Raw genomic sequence first — 22,510 nt, 5'->3', positions numbered from 1 at the left:
CCAGGCTACTGCGCGACCGGCTGCCAGCCGGCCAGGTCGGTACGCATGCCCACCGCGCCCGCGCCGCCCAGGTCGCGCTGCAGCACCTGGCCGCTGGCGTCGGCGGCAAAGGTGTACACGCCGCTGCGCCGGTATTGGGCCGGCCAGGCCACCACGCGGAAATCCTTGCCGTCGGGCGCAGCCTCCACCCGGAACCGGTAGCCGGCATACGCCTGGTCGAGCGGCGTATCCGCGCCCATGGCCAGGGCGTCGGGCCCGAAGGGCGGCGCGTCGGCCTGGTCCGCCGCCGGCCAGTACAGGCCGTCGCGATGCTCGGGCCGGCTGACCAGCCGGCTTGCGTAGCGCCCCTGCCCCGGCCCCTGCGCATAGCGCGCCTGCGCCTGCGCCAGTTGCCTCACGCCGTCGATGGCGGCCAGTTCGTTGCGCCCGATGGTGCGCCGGCGCATTTCGGCCACGCCCGCCTGCAGGTCGAAGCGCCATTGCCCCTGGCCGCCGCGCGCCATCGGAACCGGAAAGGTCCAGCCCGAGAGCCCCACCGCCAGCCAGGCGCGGCGGTCGCCCTCGCTCTGGATGTCGTGGCGGTCGGCCCACGCGGCCAGGAAACGGTAGATCGCCTGCGTGTGATCGCCGGCCGGGAACACCTGGCGGTAATTGGCGCCCAGCACGCGCGCCAGCGCCGTGTCGTCGGACGTGGCGATGGCGTCGACCAGCGCATCGCCGGCGGCCTGGGCCGTGGGGTAAGGCGCCTGGGCCATGGCCGCGCCGGCGGTCGCCCAGGTCAGCGCCAGGGCGCCCAGGACGCGCCGGACCATCGGATGCTTGTTGTGCATGCTCATCTCCGGCCATGACCGAAATGGTGGGCGCCGCCGCCCATGCCGCCGCGGCCGCCAAAGCCGCCGCGCTGTTGCGCGAAGTCGCCGCGCTGGGTCTGCTGGCGCATGCGCGCGCCGTCGCCGGCGTCGTGCAGCGCCGGCGTGCGGTTGAATTGCTCGGCTCGCTCGCGCGCCGCGGCCTGGTCGGCGCGCTGGCGTTGCATGCCGTCCGCGTGAGCCGGATTGTGCTGGCCCGGTTGGCGCTGCCCGGCGCCCGCCTGGCCCGGCCGGCTGCCGCTCGGCCGGGCGTCGCGCCCAGGCGCCCCGGCGCGCTCGCCGCCATGCCCGGGACCGCCGTAACCGGCGACGGCATGGCCGGTATGGCCTTCGAACGCCTGCGCGGCGCGCTGCCGCTCGGCGTCGATCGACCCTCCGCCCGCGCGCTGGCCGGCCTGCGCGCGGCGCTGCTGGCCGGCCTGGCGCTGCGCGTCGAAGCGCTGGCGGCTGGCGCTGTCGGCGTAGGCCGCGCTGCCGCGATTGGCGGCGTTGTGCTGCCAGTCCACCCGCGTGTTGCTGGTGTCGATACGATGGTTGATGTTGACGTTGTTGTAGCGATTGACGTCGATATCGACGTCATTGTGTCCCCAGTCGAAGCCGCCCCACATGGCGTCGACCGCCGCCACGCCCAGGCCGAAGCCGATGCCGCCGACCAGGGCGGTCGCGAAGGCCGAGCCGGGCGGCGGCGGATAGTAATAGGGCGGATAGGCCGGATACGGCCAGGCGCCGTACACCACGGTGGGGTTGTAGCTGGGAACGTAGACCACCTGCGGATCGGCCGGCTCGACCACCACGACGGTCTTGCCGGCGCTTTCGGTGGTGGTGACTTTCTGCTGCTTGTTGCTGGTCAGCGTGCCGGCCTTCCTGGCTTCGGTGCGCAGGCGCTGCACGGAATCCATGACGTCGTCGGGCTGCGCCAGGAAGGCATCGCCCAGCGACTTGACCCATTGCGGCTGGCGCCCCATCAGATCCATGACCGACGGAAACGCCACCAGGGACTTGACGCTGGGATCCCACGGCTGGCCTTCGGCGGCCTTGACGGCGGCGTCGCCCGAATCCTTGGGATGATCGGCGGACCATTTGGCCGCGGCGGCCACGTCGTCGGGATAGGTGGCGGCCATCAGCACCTGCGACAGCAGCGAATCGGGATACAGGGCCACCGGCGCCAGCAACTGGTCGAGCCGGGCGTTGTCCAGCTTGGCCTGCGCCTGCGCGGAACCGGCCCATATCGCCCCCAGATACAGCAGACTCACAAGCAGATAGCGCAATCGCAACATATCCCACTCCCAGGAGTTTGCCCGTCGGACGGCCAGCGGCCCCCGGGTCCGGGGAACGCCGTTTGCCAGCGTAACGGCTGGCGCGCAATTTGAGAAGCGGCGCGTGGCGCTCAGGCGTAGGCCGCCACCCGCGCAATGCAGCGATGCAACACATCGCGCACCACCCGGTTCATGGCCAGCGCCCGGCGTTCGGCCAGCACGATCAGGCCCACGGTCGGCATGCGGAACGGGACGGGAAACGCCATGCAGCGCACGCCGCCCCAGCGCTCGAGCTCCTGTCCGATATCGAGCGGCAGCAGGCCCAGCGACGCCATGTTGCTGCTGATGGCCGAGTGGACCAGGCGCGCCGAAGTGGTTTCGATGCGCGCCACCGGCGCGACGGCATTGCGGCTGACGAAGGCCTCCACGAACGCCATGCGCGTCGGGCTGGACGCGGGCGGCAGCACCCACGGATGGCCGTGCAGCGACGCCAGCGTCAGGCTGGCGCGCCGCTCGTACAGCGCCTCGCTCATCACGATCGACGCGGTCTGCGAGAACAGGCCCTCCTGCGCCAGCGTGTCGGCGCCGGCGTCCGCCGAAAGCCGCCCGATCACGATGTCGAGCTCCTGGCGCCGCAGCGCAAGCACCAACTGGTCCGTGGCTCCTTCGAAGGTGCTCACCGACATGCGCAAGGGCTCGCCCGTGAGGGTCTTGAGCACTTCCTGCATCAGGGCGTTGGACACGAACGGAATCACCCCCAGGCGCAGGTGGGCGCCGCGCCCTTCCTCGAACGCGCGCAACTCGCTGTGCAGCGCGCCGGCGTCGGCCATCAGCAGGTCCACGCGCGCCAGGATGTGCCGGCCCACCGCGGTGGGCGCCAGCCGCGCGCCCCGCTCGCGCGAGAACACCTGGGCGCCCAGTTCCGCCTCGATGTCGCGCAAGGTACGGCTGAGCGCCGGCTGCGTGAGCCCGCGCCGTTCGGCCACGGCGGTCAGGGAGCGGGCCGCGGCGATCTCGCGCAGCAACTGCAGATCGCGAAACCGCAGCCGGGCAAACGGAACCGGGTCGCTAGGGGCGGAATCGTACATTATGGGTAAACCCTGGGTTTTGCATAACAAAAATGGTATCACTTCAAACAACTGAATCACACGAAAATCATGCAACTCAGGAAAACCACCATACGGGGAATGCCATGCAGCATCTACACAGACCTACGCGGCTCATGGGCGCGATAGCCATCATCACCACCGCGTTCGCGCTGGCCGGCGTGCCGGCGCAGGCCGGCGCCGCGCCGTCCGACCAGCCCCTGCGCATCGTCGTCCCCTACGCCCCCGGCGGCACCGGCGACGTCATCGCCAGGCTGGTCGCGAAGAAACTGGGCGAGCAATCCGGGCAATCGGTCGTGGTCGAGAACAAGCCCGGCGCGGCCGGCTCGATCGGCGCGTCGACCGTGGCCCGCGCGGCGGCCGACGGCAATACCCTGCTGCTGGGCTACACCTCCGAGATGGTCATCAACCCCATCGTGCAAAAAGGCGTGAGCTACGACGTGGCGCGCGACTTCGCGCCCGTGGCGATGGCGGGTTCGACGCCGCTGCTGCTGGTGGCCAACCCGACGGTCGGCGCCAACTCGATCGCCGAGCTGGTCGCGCTGGCCAAGGCCAGACCCAATCGCCTTTCGTATGCCTCGGCAGGCCCCGGCAGCCCGGCCCATATCGCCGGCGCGCTGCTGGCGCGCGAGGCAGGCATACAGCTGCTGCACGTCCCATACAAGGGCGGCAGCCAGGCGGTCACCGACACGGTGGGCGGCGTAGTCAGCATCTACTTCTCGGGCATGCCGCCGGCGGTTCCGTTCGTCAAGAACGGCAAGCTGACCGCGCTGGGCGTCACCGCCCGCCAGCCCAGCCCCGCCCTGCCCGATGTGCCGGCGCTGGCCGCGCAGGACTACCCGCGGCTGGATCTGGCCGGCTGGTTCGGCTTTTTCGCGCCGCGCGAGGTGCCGGCGCCGGTGCAGGCCGCGCTGCACGACCGCATCACCGCCGCCCTGGCCGCCGACGACATCAGGCAGGCGCTGGCCGTGCAGGGCGTGGAAACCCGGCCGATGAGCGCGCAGGCCTTCGGCGACTTCGTGGCCGCCGAACAGAAGAAGTACGCGCGCTTCATCGACGAACTCGGCATCGCGGCCGAATAACGAGGAACAAGCATGAATCTGTGGTTACTGGGCACCGGAACGCCCACGCCGTCCTTGCGGCGCATGTGTTCGGGCTATCTCGTGCGCGTCGGCGACGAATACCTGGTCTTCGACCACGGGTTCGGCGCGCACCATCGCATGCTCGAACTGGGCGTGCGCGCCACCCAGGTCTCGCACGCCTTCTTCAGCCATCACCATTACGATCACATGGGCGACTATCCGCGCCTGCTGCTGACCCGCTGGGACCAGGGCGTGGGCAGGGTCGACGACATGGACGTCTACGGACCGCCGCCGCTGAAGCTGATCACCGAGCGCCTGATCGGCGACGACGGCGCCTTCGGCCCGGACCTGATCTCGCGCACGGAGAACCAGTGCAGCATCGACGTGTACCAGGCGCGCGGCGGCACGGGCATGCGCGCCCGCCCGCAGCCCCGCCTGCACGAACTGGCCGCGGATGCGGTGGTGCGCACGCCGGGCTGGACCGTGCGCGTGGCGCCCGTGAACCACTTCGCGCCGCACCTGGTGTCGTATGGCTACCGCCTGGACGCGGACGGACAGTCCTTCGTGTATTCCGGCGATACCGGCCCCAGCCGCGCGCTGCGCGAGCTGGCCCAGGATTGCGACGTGCTGGTCCATATGTGCCACTATGTCTCGGGCACCGCCCCCAGCAAGACCTTCGCCGCGTTCACGATGGGGCACCGTGAGCTGGCCGAGCTGGCCGCCGAGGCCAACGTCCGCAACCTGGTCATCTCGCACGTGACCGAACAGTTCGACCACCCCGGCATGCGCGAGCGGATCGTGCGCGAAGTCGGGGAAATCTACCGGGGCAATATCTTCTTCGGCGAGGACGGCATGGAGATTCCCTTCGCCGGTCCGCGCCAGACCCGGCTGGATTGAACGCGGCGGCGCCGGAACGAAACGGCGCCGCGTCCGCCCGCGCCTACCCGGCCCGATGGGCGTCGACCGCCGCCAGGATCCGGCCGAACAGCGCGTCCGCGTAGGCGGCATCCAGCCAGCGCACGATGACCACCATGCGCCGCTCGGGCTCGACCCAGGTGAACGAGCTGCCCGCGCCGATGCCGAAGAAACTGGACGCCGGCACGCTGGGAAACACCTTCCTTTCGTGGTTGAGCCAGATCAGGTAGCCGTAGTAGGGCGCGATGTCGCAGGGAGTGCGCATCGCCTGGATCCAGGCTGGCGACAGCACCTGCCGGCCATCGGCCGCGCGGCCTTCGTCGAGCAGCATGCGGCCGATCAGCGCCTGGTCGCGCGCGCTGATCGACATGCCGCCGCCCCAGTGCGTGCCGCCCGGCACCGACGGCATGCGCACGCCGTCGATATCCACCCAGGCATTGTCGTAGCCCACCCACTGCCAGTCCTCGCTGGCGCCCAGCGGCCGCGTGACCGCCTCGCGGAACACCTCGGGCAAGGGCCGGCGAAACAGATGCAGCAGCGCATACGAAAGCTGGTTGATGCGTACGTCGTTGTATTCCCAGTAGGTGCCGGGCTCCTGCAGCGGCCGTGCGTCGCCCTTCCTGCCGTCGGGCGGGATGCCGAAGGCCACCGCGCGGTAGCGGTCGGCCTGGTCGGGCACGCCGAAGCGCTCGCCCTCCCATTCGCTGGTCTGCTGCAGCAAGTGGCGCCAGGTGATCCGCGCATTGCGGCCGGCGTCGAAACCGATGCCCGGCACGCGCCGGCCCACCGGCTCGTCCACGTCCGGCAGCAATCCGCGGTCGTGCGCCACGCCGGCCAGGATGGACAGGTACAGCTTGGCCACGCTGAAGGTCAGGTCGGCGCGCTCGGGCTCGCCCCACGACGCCAGCGTCTGGCCGTCGACCACGACCACGCCCGAGACCGGGCCGCGATCGTGCACCGGACCCAGCAGGCGGTTCCAGGGCGGCGGATCATCGAGGTGCACGCCGAAGTTGCCCTGGACGCTGCGGTCCCAGGCGGTTTCGTGATCGTTGGCGAACTGGATCGCCTGCTGCATGAGGGGGTTCATCGCTATCCTCTCCATGATGCGGTTCAGGCAGGCTGCCCGGCCGGGGTCTGGGCCAGGAACGCCATGGCGGCCTGCACGCCGCCGGCGCGGTGCGGCACACCCGCGGCCGCCAGGCCCATCTCGACGCCGGCCAGCGTGCCGCACAGCATCAAGTCGTTGAAATAACCCAGGTGGCCGATGCGAAATACGCGGTCGGCCAGCTTGCCCAGGCCCTGCCCCAGCGAGATATCGAAGCGCTCCAGCGCCCGCTGGCGGAATGCATCGGCGCTGTGGCCGCCCGGCATCAGTACCGCCGTGAGCGCCGGGCTGCATTGCGCCGGATCCAGGCACAGCAGCTCCAGCTCCCAGGCGGCCACCGCCAGCCGCGTGGCGTGCGCGTGGCGGCGATGGCGCGCATAGACCTGCGGCAGGCCTTCCTCGCGCAGCATCGCCAGCGCTTCGTGCAGGCCATAAAGCAGGTTGGTGGCGGGCGTGTACGGGAAGTAGCCGCGCTCGTTGGCCGCCAGCATCTCGCGCCAGTCCCAGTACGAACGCGGCAGGCGGGCCTGCCCGGCAGCGGCCAGCGCGCGCGGGCCGATGGCGTTGAACGACAGCCCGGGCGGCAACATCAGGCCTTTCTGCGAGCCCGCCACGGTTACGTCCACGCCCCATTCGTCGTGGCGATAATCGATCGAGCCGAGCGAGGAAATCGTATCGACCATCAGCAAGGCGGGGTGCCCGGCCTGGTCGATGGCCGCGCGCACCGCCGCAATGTCGCTGGTGACGCCGGTGGAGGTTTCGTTGTGCACCACGCACACGGCCTTGATGCGGTGTTGCGTGTCCTGCGCCAGCCTGGCGCCGATGGCCTGCGGGTCGGCCGGATGGCGCCAGTCGCTTTCCAGGCAATCGACCTCCAGGCCCAGGCGGCCGGCCAGCCGGCGCCACAGGCTGGCGAAATGGCCCGTCTCGGCCATCAGCACGGTATCGCCCGGCGACAGCGTATTGACCAATGCGGCCTCCCAGGCGCCGGTGCCGGACGCGGGGAAGATGAGCACCGGCGACTCGGTGCGAAACACGTGCTTCAGTCCGGCCAGCACCGCCAGCCCCAACTGGCCGAACGCGGGGCCGCGATGGTCGATGGTGGGCTGGTCGATGGCGCGCAGCACGCGATCCGGCACATTGGTGGGGCCGGGAATCTGCAGGAAGTGGCGACCGGACGGATGCGGGTTCAGGGCGAACATACGGGGCCTCGCATTGGATTATTGGTATACCAACTCAAGCCGCGACGCGGGCGGGCGATACGGGCCCGGCCATCCCGCGCCGGGCTCGTGCCACTCTAGCCTATTGAATTGGCGCGATGGCCTAGGGTATTCACGCATGATCGCGACGCGATCGAGGCACGTATAGTCGTGGGCAGACCCCCGAAACCTGGTATACCAATGAGCCTCGAAGTCAGCCTGCCGCCCTCGGCCAGCGCCTGCGCCGAAGGCGCCGCGGGCGGCGGCACCCTGCCCGCCACCGTGGCCGCCCGCCTGCGCGAACGCATCATCCAGGGTGATTTCCCGCCCGGCGCGCGGCTCAACGAACGCGCGCTGTGCGACCAGCTCGGCGTATCGCGCACGCCGCTGCGCGAGGCGCTGCGCGCGCTGGCGGCCGAGGGCCTGGTGCGCATCGAACCGAAACGCGGCGCCCAAGTGGTGGCCCTGTCCGCCGCCGATATCCGCGAAGCCTTCGAAGTCATCGGCGGGCTGGAGGAGATGTCGTGCCGCCTGGCCTGCGCGCGCGCCACCGACCAGGAGATCGCCGAGATCCGCGCGCTGACCTACGAGATGATGGCCAGCCACGCGCGGCGCGACCTGCCGTCGTACTTCCGCGCCAACCGCGCCATCCACGAGCGCATCGGCCTGGCCGCGCGCAACGCCCTGCTCAAGCAGCTGTACGACGCGCAGAACGCGCGCATCCAGAACCTGCGCTACGTTTCCAACGAAGACCGCCACAAATGGGACCAGGCGATGCGCGAGCACATGGCGATGGCCGACGCCCTGCAGGCGCGCGACGCCGAACGGCTGGCCGACCTCATGCGCGGCCACCTGCGGCGCAAGTGCGAGGCGGCGCTGCGCAGCCTGGCGGCGGCGTCCGGGATCCGTTGATCGCCGCGGTCCCCGCGGCGCCAGGATCCTGCTCATTCAAACAGCGTGTCGGCCGCGCCCAGGCGCGGCGCCCTGGATGGGCCCGTGCCCAGCGCCTGGCGGATGTCGGTCTCGAAGGCACAGGTGCGGCGCCGGTCCAGGTAGCGCGCCAGCCGCACCTGGCGGCGGCCGCAATGCAGCCACAGCGATTCGTCCGCGGCCGACCAGGCGCGGTGGCGGATGACGCGCGCGCGGCCGCGGTCGAAGACATGGCGCGACACGCGTTCGCCGTCGTGGACCTCTACGACCAGCGTGCCGTCGGCCCGCAGTTCGATGTCCTCGCCATCGCGCGCATGGCGCGCGAAATGCCAGCCGGCCAGCGCGATGAACGCCAGCTCGACCACGCACCAGGCGGTGATCGCCCACAATCCGTAGGCCGCGCCCGCCAGCCCCACCAGCACGGCGATGGCCGCCATGATGCCCATGCCGGCCATGAACTGGGCCGGCGCCACGCTGCTGCGCCGCAGGCTCCAGCGGCACGGCGCGGCGCCCTGCGCGCCGGCCTGCGGCAGAAGAGGATGGGAAAGCGTGTCGCGCATGGCCTGCCAGCCTGGGGGTTCCGGGGCCTACTTGACCTCGGGCGGCGTCACGAACGTATGATGCGGCGCGGGCGACGGCACGGTCCACTCCAGCCCCTCGGCGCCGTCCCACGGCTTGGCCGTGGCCACCTCGCCCTTGCCGCGGTAGCAGCGCAGCGCCGCCCAGACGAAGATGAACTGCGACAGGCCGAACCAGATCGCGCCGATGGTGGCCACCTGGTGGAAGGTGGTGAACTGCGCGGCGTAGTCGGCGTAGCGGCGCGGCATGCCGGCCAGGCCCAGGAAGTGCATCGGGAAGAAGGTCACGTTGAACGAGATCATGGTGGACCAGAAGTGCAGCTTGCCCAGCTTCTCGTCGTACATGCGGCCGGTCCATTTGGGCAGCCAGTAATACGCGCCGGCGAACAGCGCGAACAGCGAGCCCGCCACCAGCACGTAGTGGAAGTGCGCCACCACGTAGTAGGTGTCGTGCACCTGGATGTCGATCGGCGCCACCGCCAGGATGAGGCCGGTGAAGCCGCCGACCGTGAACACGAAGATGAAACCCACCGCGAACAGCATCGGCGTCTCGAAGCTGAGCGAGCCGCGCCACATGGTGGCCACCCAATTGAACACCTTCACGCCAGTCGGGATCGAGATCAGCATGGTGGCGTACATGAAGAACAGCTGGCCGACCACCGGGATGCCCGTGGTGAACATGTGGTGCGCCCACACCAGGAACGACAGCACCGCGATCGACGCCGTGGCGTACACCATGGATGCATAGCCGAACAGCTTCTTGCGCGAGAACGCCGGCACCACGGCCGATACGATGCCGAAGGCCGGCAGGATCATGATGTAGACCTCGGGATGCCCGAAGAACCAGAACACGTGCTGGTACATCACCGGGTCGCCGCCGGCGGCCGCGTTGAAGAAGCCGGTGCCGAAATGGCGGTCGGCCAGCAGCATGGTGATGCCCGCCGCCAGCACCGGCATCACGGCCAGCAGCAGGAACGCGGTGATCAGCCAGGTCCAGCAGAACAGCGGCATGCGCATCAGCGTCATGCCGGGCGCGCGCATGTTGAGGATGGTCACCATGATGTTGATCGCGCCCATGATGGACGAGGCGCCCATGATGTGCACCGCGAAAATGGTCAGGTCCATGCCCGGGCCCATCTGCAGCGACAGCGGCGCGTACAGCGTCCAGCCGGCGGCGGTGGCGCCGCCGTCGACCCAGAACGAACTGAGCAGGAGCACCGAAGCCACCGGCAGCAGCCAGAAGCTGAAGTTGTTCATGCGGGCGAACGCCATGTCGGAGGCGCCGATCTGCAAGGGGATCATCCAGTTGGCGAAGCCCACGAACGCCGGCATGATGGCCCCGAAGATCATGATCAGGCCGTGCATGGTGGTGAACTGGTTGAACAGCTCGGGGCGGAAGAACTGCAGGCCCGGCTCGAACAGCTCGGTACGCACGGCCAGCGCCAGCACGCCGCCCACCATGAGCATCACCAGCGAGAAGATCAGGTACATCGTCCCGATGTCCTTGTGGTTGGTCGCGAACAACCATCGTCGCCACCCGCTGGGCGCGGCGTGATGGTCGGCATGGCCGGCCGAAGGACTGTGATCGTGGACAATGGTACTCATGTCGCGCCTCCGGGAACATGGCGGCGCCACCGGCCGGGCCTATGCTGCCGAGCCCGCCGCCAGGGTGGCGGCCGGGAGCCGGATCGGCTCCAGCGCTCAGTTGTACGCCTTATGGCGCCGCTGCGCCACCGCAAGCACACCGCCAGCATGGTCTTTGATGCGGCCCCATAAGGCATGCCGCGCGCACCGCGCGGCCGCGCCGCATCATTGACGCCGTCAATATATCCATACCAACTATCCATTAGTCGTATCTGCGCCGGCTACCTACCATTTTGTCAGGCCCGCCCGGACCGCCAGCGCCAAGCGCGCGCGCGGCCGGACCACCCCCTGCACACCGGCGGGCCGGCACAAAGGAGACAACGAGATGAAGAAGAAGGTATGCCAAGCGGCCGGCATCCTCGCGCTGGCCTGCGCCACGGCGGCGGCGACGGCGGCCTGGCCCGACAAGCCCGTGCAAGTCGTGGTGCCGTACAACCCGGGCGGCGGCGTCGATACGTTCACGCGCCCGGTGGCCGCCAAGCTGGGAGAGGAACTGGGCCAGACGGTGGTGGTGGACAACCGCCCGGGCGCCGGCGGCACCATCGGCGTGCAACGCGCCGCCACCGCGCCGCCCGACGGCTATCACCTGCTGGCCGGCGGCGTGCACCAGATGATGGCCGAGGGCCTCTACCCGAACCGCGGCTACGACATGGACCGCGATTTCGTGCCGGTGGCGCTGGTGGCCAAAGTGCCCAACGTGCTGGTGGTCACCAACAAGGCGCCGTTTCGCAACGTCGAGGAGCTGATCGCATATGCCAGGAAGAACCCCGGCAAGCTGAACTATTGCTCGTCGGGCAGCGGCACCGCGCAACACATCGTGGCCGCCACCTTCAGCCAGCTGGCCGGCGTTTCCATGACGCACATTCCGTACCGCGGCACCGCGCCCGCCATGCAGGACCTGATCGGCGGCCAGTGCGACCTGATGTTCGACGGGCTGGGCACCTCCGCGCCGCAGGTGAGGACCGGCAACATCAGGCTGCTGGCCGTCACGTCCAACGCCCGCAGCCCGGCCTTTCCCGATGCGCCCACGCTCAAGGAGGCCGGAGGACCGGCGATGGATGCATCGATCTGGTATGCCTGGTGGGCGCCGGCGGGCACGCCGGCCGACGTGCTGGCGCGCCTGCGCGCCGGCATCGCGCAATCGCTGAAGGCGCCGGCGGTGCTGGAGGCCTGGCGCAGCCAGGGCGCCGAAGTCCCGCCGGCCATGGAGCCGGCCGCCCTGCAGGACTACGTGCGCGCCGAGAACCAGCGCTGGCAGAAAGCGGTGCGCGAACTGGGCATCAAGATCGGCTGACCGCCGGCGGCCTGTTCACCCCGCCGCGCCGGGCGTGGACAGGCCCTGGCCCTGCGGCGCCACCGCCCGCACCTGCTCGCGCAGCCATTGATGGGCGCGGCTGTGCTCGTAGCGCCGATGCCAGTACAAGGTCCATTGAAAGCCGGGCGTGGCGAACGGCAAGGGCCGGATCATGGTGTCCGGCCCCGCGATGCGCTGCGCCGCCCGCTCGGACATCACCGCCAGCAGGTCCGTGTCGCGCAGCACGGCCGGCACCAGCAGCCAGTGCGTCACGTTCAGCGCCACCTCGCGGCGCAGGCCCTGGCCGGCCAGCACGCTGTCGACGAAGCGGATGTCGGTAGGGCTCATCGAAACGCGCACATGGCGGTACGCGAGGAACTGCTTGAGCGTCAACCGGCGCCCGGCCAGCGGGTGCCCCTTGCGCAGCACGCACACCATCCTGTCGCTGAACAGGGCCTCGGCGCGGATCGCGCTGGTGTGCTGCAGCTCCATGCTGACGGCCAGGTCCAGGCGATCGGCCTCCAGCGCCTCGATGGTCTGCTCGGGCGAAAGATGCACGGTATCGATGGCCAGCCCGGGCGCCGCCGCGTCCACCCGCGCCATCAGGGCCGGCAGGACCAGCGTGCCCACCAGGTCCGACATGCGCAGGGTGAACTGGCGCTGCGTGCTGGATGGATCGAACTGGATGTCGCTGGTCATCAGGCGCGCGGCCTGCTGCAGCGTGGCGTGCACGCTCTCGCCCAGCTCCAGCGCGCGCGGCGTGGGCTCCATGCCCTTGGCCGTGCGCACGAACAGCTCGTCCTTGAACACCATGCGCAGCCGCGACAACGCGTTGCTCATCGCGGGCTGGCTGACCGCGATGCGGTCGGCGGCGCGGGTGACATGGCGCTCGGTCATGAGCGCGTCGAAAAACACCAGCAGGTTCAGATCGACCGATCGCAGATTGACGGCGGCGCGCATGACAGTTCCCGTAGCGGAAAAGACTGCCGAATTCTAATGCAGGCGACGCCGCGCCGGCGCGTTCTGTCGCAACGATTCCTCGTGACCAGCGTTATTTCAGCCTGTCCAGGCGAATTATTGATATAAAGAATAATCCCATAATGACTATCCATTGGACGAATATATAGCCGGAACCGAACATGGCAGGGCCGCGACACACGCGCTTTCACGCCAACCAGGAGAAACCACATGGCGACCGCAGAAACTCTCAAGCAAAAGATCAAGGTAGTGATGTTCGACCAGTACGGAACGGTGGTCGACATGCAGAAAGGGCTGGTGGAGATCGCCGCCCCCTACCTCAAGGAAAAGGGCTGGACCGGCAACCCCAATTCGTTCGTGACCTGGTGGCGCCGCACGCACTTCGAGAACTCGATGATCGACGCCTTGCTGCACCAGGAACACACGCCGTACCGCGAAATCGGCCACCGCGCCGTGGCCTACACGCTGGAGCGCGCCGGCATCGCGCACACCGCCGAGGAGGTGCGCTACCTGGTCGGCTGCATCGAACAGCTCAAGCCCTTCCCGGACGTGCCCGAGGCATTGGCGCGCCTGCAGACCCGCTACCGCATCGTGGTGCTGTCCAACGGCGACCGCGACATGCTGGAAACCGCCAAGCGCCATCACGGCATCCCGTTCGACAACGTCATCTCGGTGGCCGAGGCCAATTCGTTCAAGCCGCACGTGGCCACCTACGCCAAGGCCGCCGAAATCGAAGGCGTGCGCATGGATGAGGTGCTGTTCGTGGCCAACCACGCGTTCGACTGCCTGGGCGCCAAATCGGCCGGCATGCACAGCGCCTTCATCGACCGCCGCAAGCGTCCGTTCGGCGGCACGCCGCACCAGCCCGACCTGTGGGTCGACGACATGAAGTCGCTGGCCGACGCGATGGTGGGCTGAGCATGTCGCCGCTGCACGGAATACGCGTCCTGGACCTGACGCGGGTGGTGTCCGGCCCGTTCTGCACCATGCTGCTGGGCGACCTGGGCGCCGAGGTCATCAAGATAGAAGAGCCGGTCCATGGCGACGACAGCCGCGCCTTCGGGCCTCCGTTCAGCGGCGGCGAAAGCGCCTATTTCCTTTCGGTAAACCGCAACAAGCGCAGCTGCGCCATCGACCTCAAGCAGCCCGAAGGCAAGGAGCTGCTGCGCGCGCTGGCGCGCGCCAGCGACGTCGTCATCGACAACTTCCGGCCCGGCACGATGGCGCGGCTCGGCCTCGGATACGACGCGCTGCGGGCCGCCAACCCGCGCCTGGTCAGCTGCTCGATCACCGGCTTCGGCGACAGCGGCCCCGACGCGCAGCGGCCCGGCTACGACCTGATCATCCAGGGCGAATCGGGCATCATGGACATCACGGGCGACCCGGCCGGCCTGCCGACCAAGATCGGCACCTCCATCGCCGACCTGATCACCGGCCAGTTCGCCTCCCAGGCCATCACCGCGGCGCTGCTGGAACGCGCGTCCAGCGGACAGGGCCGCCACGTCGGCATCGCCATGCTCGACTGCATGGCGTCGCTGCTGACCTTCAACGCCGGCATCTACTTCACCACCGGCGCCAGCCCCACGCGGCGCGGCAACGCGCACCCGACCATCGCGCCGTACGAGACGTTCCAGGCCGCCGACGGCTGGCTGAACATCGGCGTGGCCAACGACAAGTTCTGGCAATTGTTCTGCGGCGTGATCGCGCGCCCCGACCTGGCCGACGACCCGCGCTACGCGCGCGCCGCCGACCGCGTCGCGCTGCGCGCCGAACTGGTGCCGCGCATCGCCGCCCTGATCGCCGCGAAACCGCGCGCATACTGGATCGCCGCGCTGCGCGAAGCCGGCGTGCCGTGCGGCGACATACGCTCGGTGGCCGAGGTCTGCGAGGCCGAGCAACTGGTGTCGCGCGGCATGGTGTTCGACATGCCGCACCCGAGCGCCGGACAGGTGCGCAACATCGCCAGCCCGTTCCGCTTCGACGGGGCCGGGACGGCGGCGCATCGCGCGCCCCCGCTGCTGGGCGAGCACACGGCGGCGATCCTGTGCGAACATGCCGGCTTGCAGCCCGAACGCGTGGCGGACCTGGCCGCGCGCGGCATCATACGCACCCACGCCACCAGCAACTGAGGAGAATCATCGATGGACGAAAGCGCCGCCCTGCGCGCCTTCCAGGACGCATTGCGCACCCAGCGCCCCGAGTTCGGACAGTTTTTCCTGGCCCGCCTGCTGGGCCTGGACATCAGCTACCCCGACGGCCAGTGCCTGATCGTCTTCGAACCCCAGGATTTCCTGTTCAATCCGCAGGGCAGCCTGCACGGCGGCATCATCGCCACCGTGATGGACATCTCGATGGGACACCTGCTCAACCACGTGCAGGGCGCCGGCCTGACGCTGGAAATGAAGACCCAATACCTGAAGGCCGTACGCCAGGGCACGGTGTACTGCCGCGGCGAGTTCCTGCAGCGCGGGCGCAGCGTCTCGTTCCTGAAGTCGACCCTGACCGACGCGCAAGGCGAGCCGCTGGCCATGGCCACCTCCACCTGGAAGGCGCTGTCGCCGGCGCGCGCGCCGGGCGTCGACGCCGCGGCGCGCTAGCCCCGGGACGCTACTGCGCGGTCGCGCCCGAGGCCTGCACCAGCCGGGCCTGGCGCGGAATTTCCGAATCCAGGTACTGCGCCAGGGCGGCCGGCTCGCCCGCCCGGATCTGGATGCCCATGGCCTCGATCTTCGGCCGCGCGCCCGGATCCTGCAGCACTTCGTTAAGCGCCTTGTTCATCGCCGCCAGCGCGGCGGCGTCCACGCCCTTGGGCGCCAGCAGCGCGAAGCAGGTGTCGCTGATCAGGTCGGCGCGGCCTTGCTCGACCGTGGTCGGCGCGTCGGGCAGCACCGAGGCGCGCTCCTTGGAAAACACCGCCAGCACTTTCATGTCGCCGGCGCGCACGTGCCCGACCGTCATCGGCACCACCGGGAAGATGGCGTCGAGCCGGCCCGCCTTCATGTCCGTCAACGCGGCGCCGGGGGTCTGGTAGGGAATGTGCACCAGGCCGTTGTCCATCTCGCGGCTGAGCATCTCGCCGGCGATGTGCCAGGAGCTGCCCACGCCGGTGGTGCCGTAGCTCAGCTTGCTCTTTCTCGTCTTGGCGTAGGCCTCGAACTCCGCGAGGCTGTTGGCCGGGAAGTCGCCGCTGACCGCCAGCACGTTGGGCGTGCAGCCCACCATGCCCACCGGCGCGAAGTCGGCGCGCGGGTCATAGCCCACGTCCTTGTACAGCGCCAGGTTGGTCGCCAGCGGGCCGGTCCACGAGATCACCATGGTGTAGCCGTCGGGCTGCGCCCGGGCCGCCTGGGCCATGCCCACGTTGCCGCCGGCGCCCGGCCGGTTCTGCACCACGATGGTCTGGCCCAGCCGCTGGCCCATTTCGAGCGCCAGCAGGCGCGCCAGCGGGTCGGACGAGCCGCCGGCGCCGGCCGGCAGCACCATGGTCAGCGCCTTGCGGGCCGGCCAGCCGTCCCCGGCCGCGGCGCCCGCGCCGTGAAACGCCAGCAGGCCAAGTACGAATGCAGCAGCGATGGGTCGCATGTTACGGATCCTCTCCGCGTCGGCGGATAGTGGTTGGTATCAATAGAGGGTGACTTGCATGTCGACCAGTTCGCGCGGCACCAGGCAGGAATTCAGCCCTATGACCGAACGCACGCGCGAGCCGCTTGCGCTGGTGGCCCATTTGCCGGTGCCCGACACGCCGTTGACGGCCAGCGGATCGATCTCCTTGCGCAGCTTCTCGGCCTCCTGCCGCTCGCGCGTCTTGAGCGCCACGCGCAGGATGACCTCGTAGGGTTCGCAGGCCGGCGCCGGGGTCGCCTCGCGGTGCACGGCGTTCATGCCCAGGTAGTCGAAGCGCAGTTCCTGCGCGTCCAGGCCGATGGCCTGGAAGCGCCGCTCCAGGATGTCCTGCGTCATGCGGGCGCGCCGCAGCGCCCCCGGGCCGGCGAAGATGACCATCTCCTCGGTCATGTAGCCTTCGCGCAGGCCCACCAGGGCCTTGAGCGTGGGCGGACGCGGCTGGCCCGCCTCGCCATGGATGAGCACGGCCACCTCGTCGGGCGCCGTCTGCACGAAATCCACCGCGCCCAGGTTGGTGACGCAGTCCGGCGCCAGGTAGCGCGACGGATCGGCCACTTCGTAGAGCAGCTGCTCCTTGCACGTGGCCGGCGTGAGCAGTCCGCCCGAGCCCGGCAGCTTGCTCAGCGTGATGGCTTGCTCGGACACCTCGGCGATGGGGTTGCCCAGGCGCTCCAGCCCGGGCACCTCCTTGTAGCCCGGGTCGGCGAAATAGCCGCCCGACAGCTGCGCGCCGCACTCCATGAGATGGCCGATGACCATGCCGCGCGCCATCTGCTCGTGGTCGTCGAGCGACCAGCCGAACTCGAACGCCAGCGGCCCGAGGTACAGGCAGGCGTCGGCCACGCGCGTGGTCAGCACCACATCGGCGCCGTCGGCCAGCGCGCGCACGATGCCTTCGCACCCCAGATAGGCTTCGGCCGAGACGATGCGGTCGCGGCTGCGTTCGACCGGCTCGCCGTCCTCGCTGTAGCGCAGCCCCAGGTCGGCGATGCGTCCGCTCAGCTCGCCGCCGCTGACCGCCGCCACTTTCAGGTCGGCGATGCCCAGCTGCGCGGCCAGCTCCTTGATCCGGCGCGCCGCGCCCCGCGGGTCCAGCCAGCCCTGGTTGCTGATGATGCGTATGCCCTTGGCCTTGCAGGCCGCCAGCACCGGCTCGAGCCGGGCCACCAGGTAGGGATCGTAGGCTGCCGTGCTGTCCGCATCCAGGCGCGCGACCTGCGCCGCGCTCATCGTCACCTCGGACATGGTTTCGAAGCACAGGTAATCCACCTTGCCGCGCTCGACCAGGTCCAGCGCCGGCTCGAAGCGGTCGCGCGACCACGCCGTGGCCGAGCCCAGGCGGACCGACCGGCCGCCGCGCGCGCCTGCGCCGGGCGCCGGCGGACTGTCCTGGTTGCGGGCGGCGCGGCCGACGTAGCCGTCGGGCACCCGCACCGGCAGCGACAGCATCAGCGACGACAGGGCCTTGCCCGATTCCTCGAACGCCAGCGTACGCGAACGGCCGCCTTCCAGCACTTCGTCCATGACGAAATTGAGCGCGCCGATGCGCGGCACCTCGTAGCGCGCGATGCCGCCCTTGACGATGGGGCCGTACAGTTCGCGCACGCGCTCCACCGTAACCTGTTCGCGCAGCAGTTCGTAGTCGGCGGGGTCATAGGCGATGACCGACACCATGCTGCTGTTGCCCTTCTCGCCCGATCGCGAATGCGCGACCTCCCTCAATGCCATCGTCTGGTAGCCGGACAAGTCTGCCTCACTGAATGCTGGCGCCGGTCGCCTTGACGACCTCCGCCCATTTGTCGATATCCTTGCGCACGAAGGCGCGGAACTCCTCGGGAGAGTTGCCCACCATCGTGAATCCCTGCGGCGCGAGCTGCTTTTGCAGCGCCGGGTCGCGCGCGGCGGCGGCGACGGCCGCGTTGAGCCGCTGCACCACCGGCGCGGGCGTGCCGGCCGGCGCGAACAGCCCCATCCAGGCCGTGGCGTCGAAATCCGTGATGCCTTGCTCCGTGGAGGTCGGCACGTCCGGCAGCAGGGACGTGCGCTCGGGCGCCAGCACCGCCACCGCCTTGAGCTGGCCGCCCTGGATCTGCGAGACCAGCGCCGGCACCTGGTAGAACAGCAGCGGCACGTGGCCGGCGACCGTATCGGCCACCGCCTGCCCCACTTCCTTGTAGGGCACATGGTTCAGCGGCGCGCCGGTGCGCAGCTTGAGCAGCTCGCCGCCCATCTGGCCCGACGAGCCGATGCCGCCGGTGGCGAAGTTCAGGCCGCCGCGCTGCTTGGCCAGCTTCACCACGTCGGCCAGGTTCGAGACCGGCAGGTCGCGGTTGACGGCCAGCAGGTTGGGAAAATAGGCGACCAGGGAAATGGGCGCGAAGTCGCGCAGCACGTCGTACGGCAGGTTCTTCATCATCGACTGGTTGATCGAGTGCGATGAAATCGTTCCCATCACCAGCTGGTAGCCGTCGGGCGCGGCGTGCGCCACCTGCGCGCTGCCCACCGCCCCGCCCGCGCCCGCCTTGTTCTCGACGATGACAGGCTGGCCCAGCTGCGCCGAGACGTGCTTGGCCAGCACCCGGGTCAGGATGTCGGTGCTGGACCCCGCCCCATACGGAACAATGATGGTGACCGGCTTGGCCGGATACGCCCCGGCCGGGCCCGCCGCCTGCGCAGCCGGCCAGGCCAGCAGGCCCGCCGTGGCCAGCAGGCAGGCGCGCGCCACGCGGCGCCGCGCCAGGGAAAGCCCGCCTTTCAGGGCGCGCGTCGATACCACCTGCGGGCGGCATGCGCCGTCACGGGATGTCATGGCCTCAGTCTCCTCGATGCGCGTCGATGCGCGCTGCGAAGGCATGTTAGGCACGCCCCCGGCATGCCCACAAACGGTATATTTGCAACGACTGATAACCGGAGACGATCAGTGGACGAAAGCTGGCTGGGTGTACTGCGGCGCATCAATCTGAATCAGCTGGCCAGCTTCGCGGCGGTCGCCGACCGCGGCAGCTTCCGCGCCGCCGCAGCGCAGCTGCATATTTCGCAATCGGCGCTGAGCGTGCAGGTGCAGCAGCTGGAGGCCGCGCTGGGCGTCAAGTTGCTGCACCGCGATACCCGCACCGTACGGCTGACCGACGAAGGCCGGCGCCTGGAACAGGTGTTCTCGCTGTCCGGGCGCGAACTGGCGCGGGTGCTGGCGCAACTGCGCGACGAAGGCCGCCTGCAGAAAGGCGCCATCGTCCTGGCGGTGCTGCCCTCGCTGGCGGCGACCTTCCTGCCGCCGTTGATGCGGGCCTTCCAGACGCGCTTTCCGGGCATCCGCATCCGCATGCACGACGCCGACTCGCGCCGCGCCCACGAACAGATACAGCAGGGCGCGGTGGACATCGCCGTCACCTCGCGCAGCCCCCGCAACGTGGAGGTCGGGTTTCAGCCCCTGTTCGAGGAGCCGCTGCTGGCCGTCGTGCCCGCCGCCGATGCGCTGTTTCGCAGGCGCGCCAGCGCCAGCCTGGAATTGCTGGCGCGGCGGCCGCTGCTGCTCAACCCGCGCGGCGTCGACCTGCGCGAACGGCTCGAAACCCTGTTTCGCGCCGCCGGCATCGCCGCCGCGCCAGCTCAGGAGCTGACCGGCACGGCCTCGCTGGTCGCGCTGGCCGCCTCCGGCATGGGCGTCAGCATCCAGCCGCGCAGCTCGCTGTACGGGCTGGACCTGGGCGCCTGCCGCCTGTTGCCGCTGCGGCCGGCCGCGCTGCGCGAGATCGGCGTGATCACGCCGCCGGGGCGCACGCCCTCGCCCGCCACCGCCGCCTTCCACGACTACCTGGTCGAACATGCGGCATCGGTCGCCTGGCCGTTGCTCGGCGTGCCTGGCCCCCATGCGGGGACGGACACCGCCTTGACCGTCAACCGCTCTGGCGTATGACGGGGTGCCTGTCCCACATGAGGACTGGCACCTGCCCGTGCGTGTGCCTGTCCCCGCGGGGACAGGCACACGGGTAGGGGGATGGCCTGTTCAGCCTCCCGCGCTCCATGGCGGCTGCACGCCCGCGCGCGCCGCGTACTTGTCCAGCTCGGCCGCCAGGCCGGCGGCGATGCGCAGCCCCTGCGCGCGCGCGGCCGCCAGGCGCGCCTGCGCCTGCTGGCCCGGCACGCGCACCGCCGAAACGCCAGGCCGCGGGGGATTCGCCGTGCACGACGCGGCCATCCAGTCGGTTTCGCGCAGGAACGCCGCGCGCCCGCCGAACGCCTCGGGGTCGAGGATGTGCAGATAGATATTGGTCACGATGCCGGTGGGCGCCGCATTGCGGCCATAGCCCGACAGCCCCTGCGTCAGCGCCTCCACCATCAATGCCATGGCATAGCCCTTGTGTCCATGGTCCACGCCGCCCACCGGCAGCAGCGAACCGCCATGGTCGACGACCTGGCGCGGGTCGTCGGTGGGCTCGCCTTCCCGGGTCAGCGCCCAGGCGGCCGGAAAGGCGCGCCCTTGCCTGGCCAGCTGCCGGGTGCGGTTGGTCGTGGTGATGGAGCAACTGATGTCCATCAGCATGGGCGCCTGCGAGGTAGGAATGCCGGCGGCCAGCGGGTTGGGCGAGAACAACGCTTCGGTGCCGCCGAAAGGCGCGACGGCGCGCGAGGCCGGTCCGGAGCAGGTCAGGATGGCCAGCAGGCCCTGCGCGGTCAGCTGCTCCAGGTACACGGCCAGCGCGCCCGCATGGAAACTGTTGGCGATCGTGCAGGTGGCCGAGCCATGCGTGCGCACGCGCTCCACGCCCGCCTCCATCGCCCGCTCGATCAGCCAGGCTCCCGGCAGGCGCTGGCCGTTCCAGGCGAAGCAGGCGCCCCGGTCCGCGATCACCTCGGGCGCGCCCTGGCTGGCCATCTGCCCATCGGCCAGTGCGTCCAGGTACCAGGAAGCCAGCGCCAGGCCATGACTGTCGTGGCCCATCATGTCGGCGCGCACCAGCGAGCGCGCCACCGCGGCGGCCTTGGCCGGTTCCAGGCCGTTGCGCTCGAACAGGCGGGCGGTGAAGTGCTGCGCGCTGTCGCAATCGATGTGGAGTGGATCCCGCATGCTCGTCATCCCGTGGTCGTTCGTGTCCAGCGAGTATAGTCTTATAGTGTTTAGAACTCTAGCAATCCAGTGATTGCACACTACAATCCGAGGATATTTTCTTGTTTGGCAGAACCCATGGAAAAAGTGCGCCGCGTCAGCGTCGTTGACGAAGTCGTCGAGCAGATCAGCCAGAAGATCCTTTCCGGCGAGTGGCCCCCCGATACGATGCTGCCGTCCCTGCGCAGCTTCGCGGCGTCGGCCGACGTCTCCATGATGACGGTGCGCGAGGCCATACGCATCCTGCAGGCGCGCGGCCTGCTCGAAACCCGCCACGGCGTGGGCACCTTCGTGCTGGCGCCGGACAGACAGCACGGCACGCCGTGGACCCTGGCCGTGGACGACACCGAGGAATACGCCGACCTCATCGAGGCGCGCGAGTACATCGAAAGCGCCATCCTGGACCTGGCCGCGCAGCGCGTCACGCGCGAGCAGCTGGCCAGGCTGCGCGAGATCACGCGCGCCATGCGCGCGGCGCGCCTGGACAGCGGCGCGTTCCTGGCCGCCGACGAGGCCTTCCACCTCACGCTGGCCGAGGCGGCCCACAACAATACCCTGCAGCACATGGTGCAGGCCCTGCGCGGGCCGATGCGCCGCATCATGGCCAACCGCAATCTGCAGCAGCTCAAGGAAAGCGGCAACCTGGACAGCGCCATCAAGGACCACGAGGACATCGTGGCGGCGCTGGCGCAGCGCGACAAGCGCAAAGGCCTCAAGGCGCTGCGCACCATCATCAAGCGCGGCAAGGATTACCTGGCGACGCTGGCCTGACGGCTGAGGCCGGGGCGGCCGCGCGCCCGCCTTTCGCGCGGCCTGTTGCGCT

The 22,510-nt window shown here is 69.7% G+C and carries 21 protein-coding genes; 9 read left to right on the top strand and 12 right to left on the bottom strand.

Annotation, left to right across the window (positions count from 1 at the left end):
- Positions 1 to 5: 5 nt before the first annotated feature.
- The 3 genes from EL288_RS01640 to EL288_RS01630 all read right to left on the bottom strand — a co-directional run bounded on the left by EL288_RS01640 (position 6) and on the right by EL288_RS01630 (position 3,213).
- Positions 6 to 836, bottom strand: a complete 831-nt coding sequence (locus EL288_RS01640; RefSeq protein WP_003815456.1) for a DUF2950 family protein — start codon at positions 834 to 836, stop codon at positions 6 to 8.
- Positions 833 to 2,146, bottom strand: coding sequence for a DUF3300 domain-containing protein (locus EL288_RS01635; RefSeq protein ID WP_003815458.1), 1,314 nt, complete (start codon positions 2,144 to 2,146; stop codon positions 833 to 835). Before EL288_RS01635 ends, EL288_RS01640 begins: the two co-directional genes overlap by 4 nt.
- Before the next feature lie 110 nt (positions 2,147 to 2,256).
- Positions 2,257 to 3,213, bottom strand: a complete 957-nt coding sequence (locus tag EL288_RS01630) for a LysR family transcriptional regulator (RefSeq protein WP_003815460.1) — start codon at positions 3,211 to 3,213, stop codon at positions 2,257 to 2,259.
- Between the two features lie 104 nt (positions 3,214 to 3,317).
- Here EL288_RS01630 and EL288_RS01625 point away from each other — a divergent pair, with 104 nt between their 5' ends.
- Together EL288_RS01625 and EL288_RS01620 are read left to right on the top strand one after the other, a co-directional pair.
- Complete coding sequence (locus EL288_RS01625) at positions 3,318 to 4,313, top strand: Bug family tripartite tricarboxylate transporter substrate binding protein (protein ID WP_010929436.1); 996 nt, start codon at positions 3,318 to 3,320, stop codon at positions 4,311 to 4,313.
- A gap of 12 nt (positions 4,314 to 4,325) precedes the next feature.
- Positions 4,326 to 5,210 carry an MBL fold metallo-hydrolase gene (locus tag EL288_RS01620; protein WP_003815464.1) on the top strand — a complete coding sequence of 295 codons (885 nt, stop codon included), beginning with the start codon at positions 4,326 to 4,328 and terminating at the stop codon, positions 5,208 to 5,210.
- 43 nt (positions 5,211 to 5,253) lie between these two features.
- On the opposite strand, the gene EL288_RS01615 is transcribed toward EL288_RS01620, so the two are convergent.
- Both EL288_RS01615 and EL288_RS01610 read right to left on the bottom strand, forming a co-directional pair.
- Positions 5,254 to 6,330, bottom strand: coding sequence for a serine hydrolase domain-containing protein (locus EL288_RS01615; RefSeq protein ID WP_010929437.1), 1,077 nt, complete (start codon positions 6,328 to 6,330; stop codon positions 5,254 to 5,256).
- 8 nt (positions 6,331 to 6,338) lie between these two features.
- Positions 6,339 to 7,535 carry a pyridoxal-phosphate-dependent aminotransferase family protein gene (locus EL288_RS01610; protein WP_033449479.1) on the bottom strand — a complete coding sequence of 399 codons (1,197 nt, stop codon included), beginning with the start codon at positions 7,533 to 7,535 and terminating at the stop codon, positions 6,339 to 6,341.
- A gap of 198 nt (positions 7,536 to 7,733) precedes the next feature.
- Between EL288_RS01610 and EL288_RS01605 the strand changes: the two genes are divergently transcribed.
- Entirely contained in the window at positions 7,734 to 8,444 is a 711-nt protein-coding gene (locus EL288_RS01605) for a GntR family transcriptional regulator (protein WP_003815471.1), read from the top strand.
- 32 nt (positions 8,445 to 8,476) lie between these two features.
- Here the strand turns inward: EL288_RS01605 and EL288_RS01600 are convergent, their stop codons facing one another.
- Entirely contained in the window at positions 8,477 to 9,022 is a 546-nt protein-coding gene (locus EL288_RS01600; RefSeq protein WP_003815472.1) for a DUF2244 domain-containing protein, read from the bottom strand.
- 27 nt (positions 9,023 to 9,049) lie between these two features.
- Entirely contained in the window at positions 9,050 to 10,645 is a 1,596-nt protein-coding gene (gene ctaD, locus EL288_RS01595; RefSeq protein ID WP_003815474.1) for a cytochrome c oxidase subunit I, read from the bottom strand.
- A gap of 364 nt (positions 10,646 to 11,009) precedes the next feature.
- Between ctaD and EL288_RS01590 the strand changes: the two genes are divergently transcribed.
- Positions 11,010 to 11,978, top strand: a complete 969-nt coding sequence (locus EL288_RS01590; protein ID WP_003815476.1) for a Bug family tripartite tricarboxylate transporter substrate binding protein — start codon at positions 11,010 to 11,012, stop codon at positions 11,976 to 11,978.
- Between the two features lie 15 nt (positions 11,979 to 11,993).
- Here the strand turns inward: EL288_RS01590 and EL288_RS01585 are convergent, their stop codons facing one another.
- Positions 11,994 to 12,938 carry a LysR family transcriptional regulator gene (locus EL288_RS01585; protein WP_003815477.1) on the bottom strand — a complete coding sequence of 315 codons (945 nt, stop codon included), beginning with the start codon at positions 12,936 to 12,938 and terminating at the stop codon, positions 11,994 to 11,996.
- 228 nt (positions 12,939 to 13,166) lie between these two features.
- Here EL288_RS01585 and EL288_RS01580 point away from each other — a divergent pair, with 228 nt between their 5' ends.
- From EL288_RS01580 to EL288_RS01570, 3 genes are read left to right on the top strand one after another with little or no spacing between them, the layout of a single operon-like run.
- On the top strand, positions 13,167 to 13,874 hold the full coding sequence (locus EL288_RS01580; RefSeq protein WP_003815479.1) for a haloacid dehalogenase type II: 708 nt from the start codon (positions 13,167 to 13,169) through the stop codon (positions 13,872 to 13,874).
- Positions 13,875 to 13,876: 2 nt separating this feature from the next.
- Complete coding sequence (locus EL288_RS01575) at positions 13,877 to 15,085, top strand: CaiB/BaiF CoA transferase family protein (protein ID WP_003815482.1); 1,209 nt, start codon at positions 13,877 to 13,879, stop codon at positions 15,083 to 15,085.
- Between the two features lie 12 nt (positions 15,086 to 15,097).
- A complete protein-coding gene (locus tag EL288_RS01570) occupies positions 15,098 to 15,553 on the top strand; it encodes a PaaI family thioesterase (RefSeq protein ID WP_003815484.1) in 456 nt (151 codons plus the stop codon).
- A 10-nt stretch (positions 15,554 to 15,563) separates the two neighbouring features.
- Here the strand turns inward: EL288_RS01570 and EL288_RS01565 are convergent, their stop codons facing one another.
- Genes EL288_RS01565 through EL288_RS01555 form a run of 3 tightly spaced genes read right to left on the bottom strand, consistent with a single transcriptional unit; the run spans position 15,564 to position 19,389 of the window.
- A complete protein-coding gene (locus EL288_RS01565; protein ID WP_003815486.1) occupies positions 15,564 to 16,538 on the bottom strand; it encodes a Bug family tripartite tricarboxylate transporter substrate binding protein in 975 nt (324 codons plus the stop codon).
- Positions 16,539 to 16,577: 39 nt separating this feature from the next.
- Positions 16,578 to 18,326: an acyclic terpene utilization AtuA family protein gene (locus EL288_RS01560; protein WP_010927164.1), complete on the bottom strand. Its 1,749-nt coding sequence runs from the start codon at positions 18,324 to 18,326 to the stop codon at positions 16,578 to 16,580.
- Between the two features lie 7 nt (positions 18,327 to 18,333).
- A complete protein-coding gene (locus tag EL288_RS01555) occupies positions 18,334 to 19,389 on the bottom strand; it encodes a Bug family tripartite tricarboxylate transporter substrate binding protein (protein ID WP_126621885.1) in 1,056 nt (351 codons plus the stop codon).
- Positions 19,390 to 19,500: 111 nt separating this feature from the next.
- On the opposite strand from EL288_RS01555, the gene EL288_RS01550 reads away from it, so the two are divergent.
- The gene (locus tag EL288_RS01550; RefSeq protein WP_010927166.1) at positions 19,501 to 20,496 is read left to right on the top strand and encodes a LysR family transcriptional regulator; all 996 of its coding nucleotides are present in this window, start codon (positions 19,501 to 19,503) and stop codon (positions 20,494 to 20,496) included.
- A 90-nt stretch (positions 20,497 to 20,586) separates the two neighbouring features.
- Here EL288_RS01550 and EL288_RS01545 read toward each other — a convergent pair whose 3' ends face one another.
- Complete coding sequence (locus EL288_RS01545; protein ID WP_232018719.1) at positions 20,587 to 21,648, bottom strand: Ldh family oxidoreductase; 1,062 nt, start codon at positions 21,646 to 21,648, stop codon at positions 20,587 to 20,589.
- 117 nt (positions 21,649 to 21,765) lie between these two features.
- Between EL288_RS01545 and EL288_RS01540 the strand changes: the two genes are divergently transcribed.
- A complete protein-coding gene (locus EL288_RS01540; protein WP_230590509.1) occupies positions 21,766 to 22,458 on the top strand; it encodes a FadR/GntR family transcriptional regulator in 693 nt (230 codons plus the stop codon).
- The last annotated feature ends 52 nt before the right edge of the window (positions 22,459 to 22,510 follow it).

Source organism: Bordetella bronchiseptica (assembly GCF_900636925.1).
Classification (GTDB): domain Bacteria; phylum Pseudomonadota; class Gammaproteobacteria; order Burkholderiales; family Burkholderiaceae_B; genus Bordetella; species Bordetella pertussis.
The sequence above is the reverse complement of the archived record's forward strand: the minus strand, read 5'-3'. Positions and strand labels throughout refer to the sequence as shown.

What these genes read in the sequence shown, in the direction of transcription:
- EL288_RS01640 (WP_003815456.1), bottom strand. Translation starts at nt 836, where the DNA reads ATGAGCATGCACAACAAGCATCCGATGGTCCGGCGCGTCCTGGGCGCC.
- EL288_RS01635 (WP_003815458.1), bottom strand. Translation starts at nt 2,146, where the DNA reads ATGTTGCGATTGCGCTATCTGCTTGTGAGTCTGCTGTATCTGGGGGCG.
- EL288_RS01630 (WP_003815460.1), bottom strand. Translation starts at nt 3,213, where the DNA reads ATGTACGATTCCGCCCCTAGCGACCCGGTTCCGTTTGCCCGGCTGCGG.
- EL288_RS01625 (WP_010929436.1), top strand. Translation starts at nt 3,318, where the DNA reads ATGCAGCATCTACACAGACCTACGCGGCTCATGGGCGCGATAGCCATC.
- EL288_RS01620 (WP_003815464.1), top strand. Translation starts at nt 4,326, where the DNA reads ATGAATCTGTGGTTACTGGGCACCGGAACGCCCACGCCGTCCTTGCGG.
- EL288_RS01615 (WP_010929437.1), bottom strand. Translation starts at nt 6,330, where the DNA reads ATGGAGAGGATAGCGATGAACCCCCTCATGCAGCAGGCGATCCAGTTC.
- EL288_RS01610 (WP_033449479.1), bottom strand. Translation starts at nt 7,535, where the DNA reads ATGTTCGCCCTGAACCCGCATCCGTCCGGTCGCCACTTCCTGCAGATT.
- EL288_RS01605 (WP_003815471.1), top strand. Translation starts at nt 7,734, where the DNA reads ATGAGCCTCGAAGTCAGCCTGCCGCCCTCGGCCAGCGCCTGCGCCGAA.
- EL288_RS01600 (WP_003815472.1), bottom strand. Translation starts at nt 9,022, where the DNA reads ATGCGCGACACGCTTTCCCATCCTCTTCTGCCGCAGGCCGGCGCGCAG.
- ctaD (WP_003815474.1), bottom strand. Translation starts at nt 10,645, where the DNA reads ATGAGTACCATTGTCCACGATCACAGTCCTTCGGCCGGCCATGCCGAC.
- EL288_RS01590 (WP_003815476.1), top strand. Translation starts at nt 11,010, where the DNA reads ATGAAGAAGAAGGTATGCCAAGCGGCCGGCATCCTCGCGCTGGCCTGC.
- EL288_RS01585 (WP_003815477.1), bottom strand. Translation starts at nt 12,938, where the DNA reads ATGCGCGCCGCCGTCAATCTGCGATCGGTCGATCTGAACCTGCTGGTG.
- EL288_RS01580 (WP_003815479.1), top strand. Translation starts at nt 13,167, where the DNA reads ATGGCGACCGCAGAAACTCTCAAGCAAAAGATCAAGGTAGTGATGTTC.
- EL288_RS01575 (WP_003815482.1), top strand. Translation starts at nt 13,877, where the DNA reads ATGTCGCCGCTGCACGGAATACGCGTCCTGGACCTGACGCGGGTGGTG.
- EL288_RS01570 (WP_003815484.1), top strand. Translation starts at nt 15,098, where the DNA reads ATGGACGAAAGCGCCGCCCTGCGCGCCTTCCAGGACGCATTGCGCACC.
- EL288_RS01565 (WP_003815486.1), bottom strand. Translation starts at nt 16,538, where the DNA reads ATGCGACCCATCGCTGCTGCATTCGTACTTGGCCTGCTGGCGTTTCAC.
- EL288_RS01555 (WP_126621885.1), bottom strand. Translation starts at nt 19,389, where the DNA reads ATGACATCCCGTGACGGCGCATGCCGCCCGCAGGTGGTATCGACGCGC.
- EL288_RS01545 (WP_232018719.1), bottom strand. Translation starts at nt 21,648, where the DNA reads ATGCGGGATCCACTCCACATCGATTGCGACAGCGCGCAGCACTTCACC.
- EL288_RS01540 (WP_230590509.1), top strand. Translation starts at nt 21,766, where the DNA reads ATGGAAAAAGTGCGCCGCGTCAGCGTCGTTGACGAAGTCGTCGAGCAG.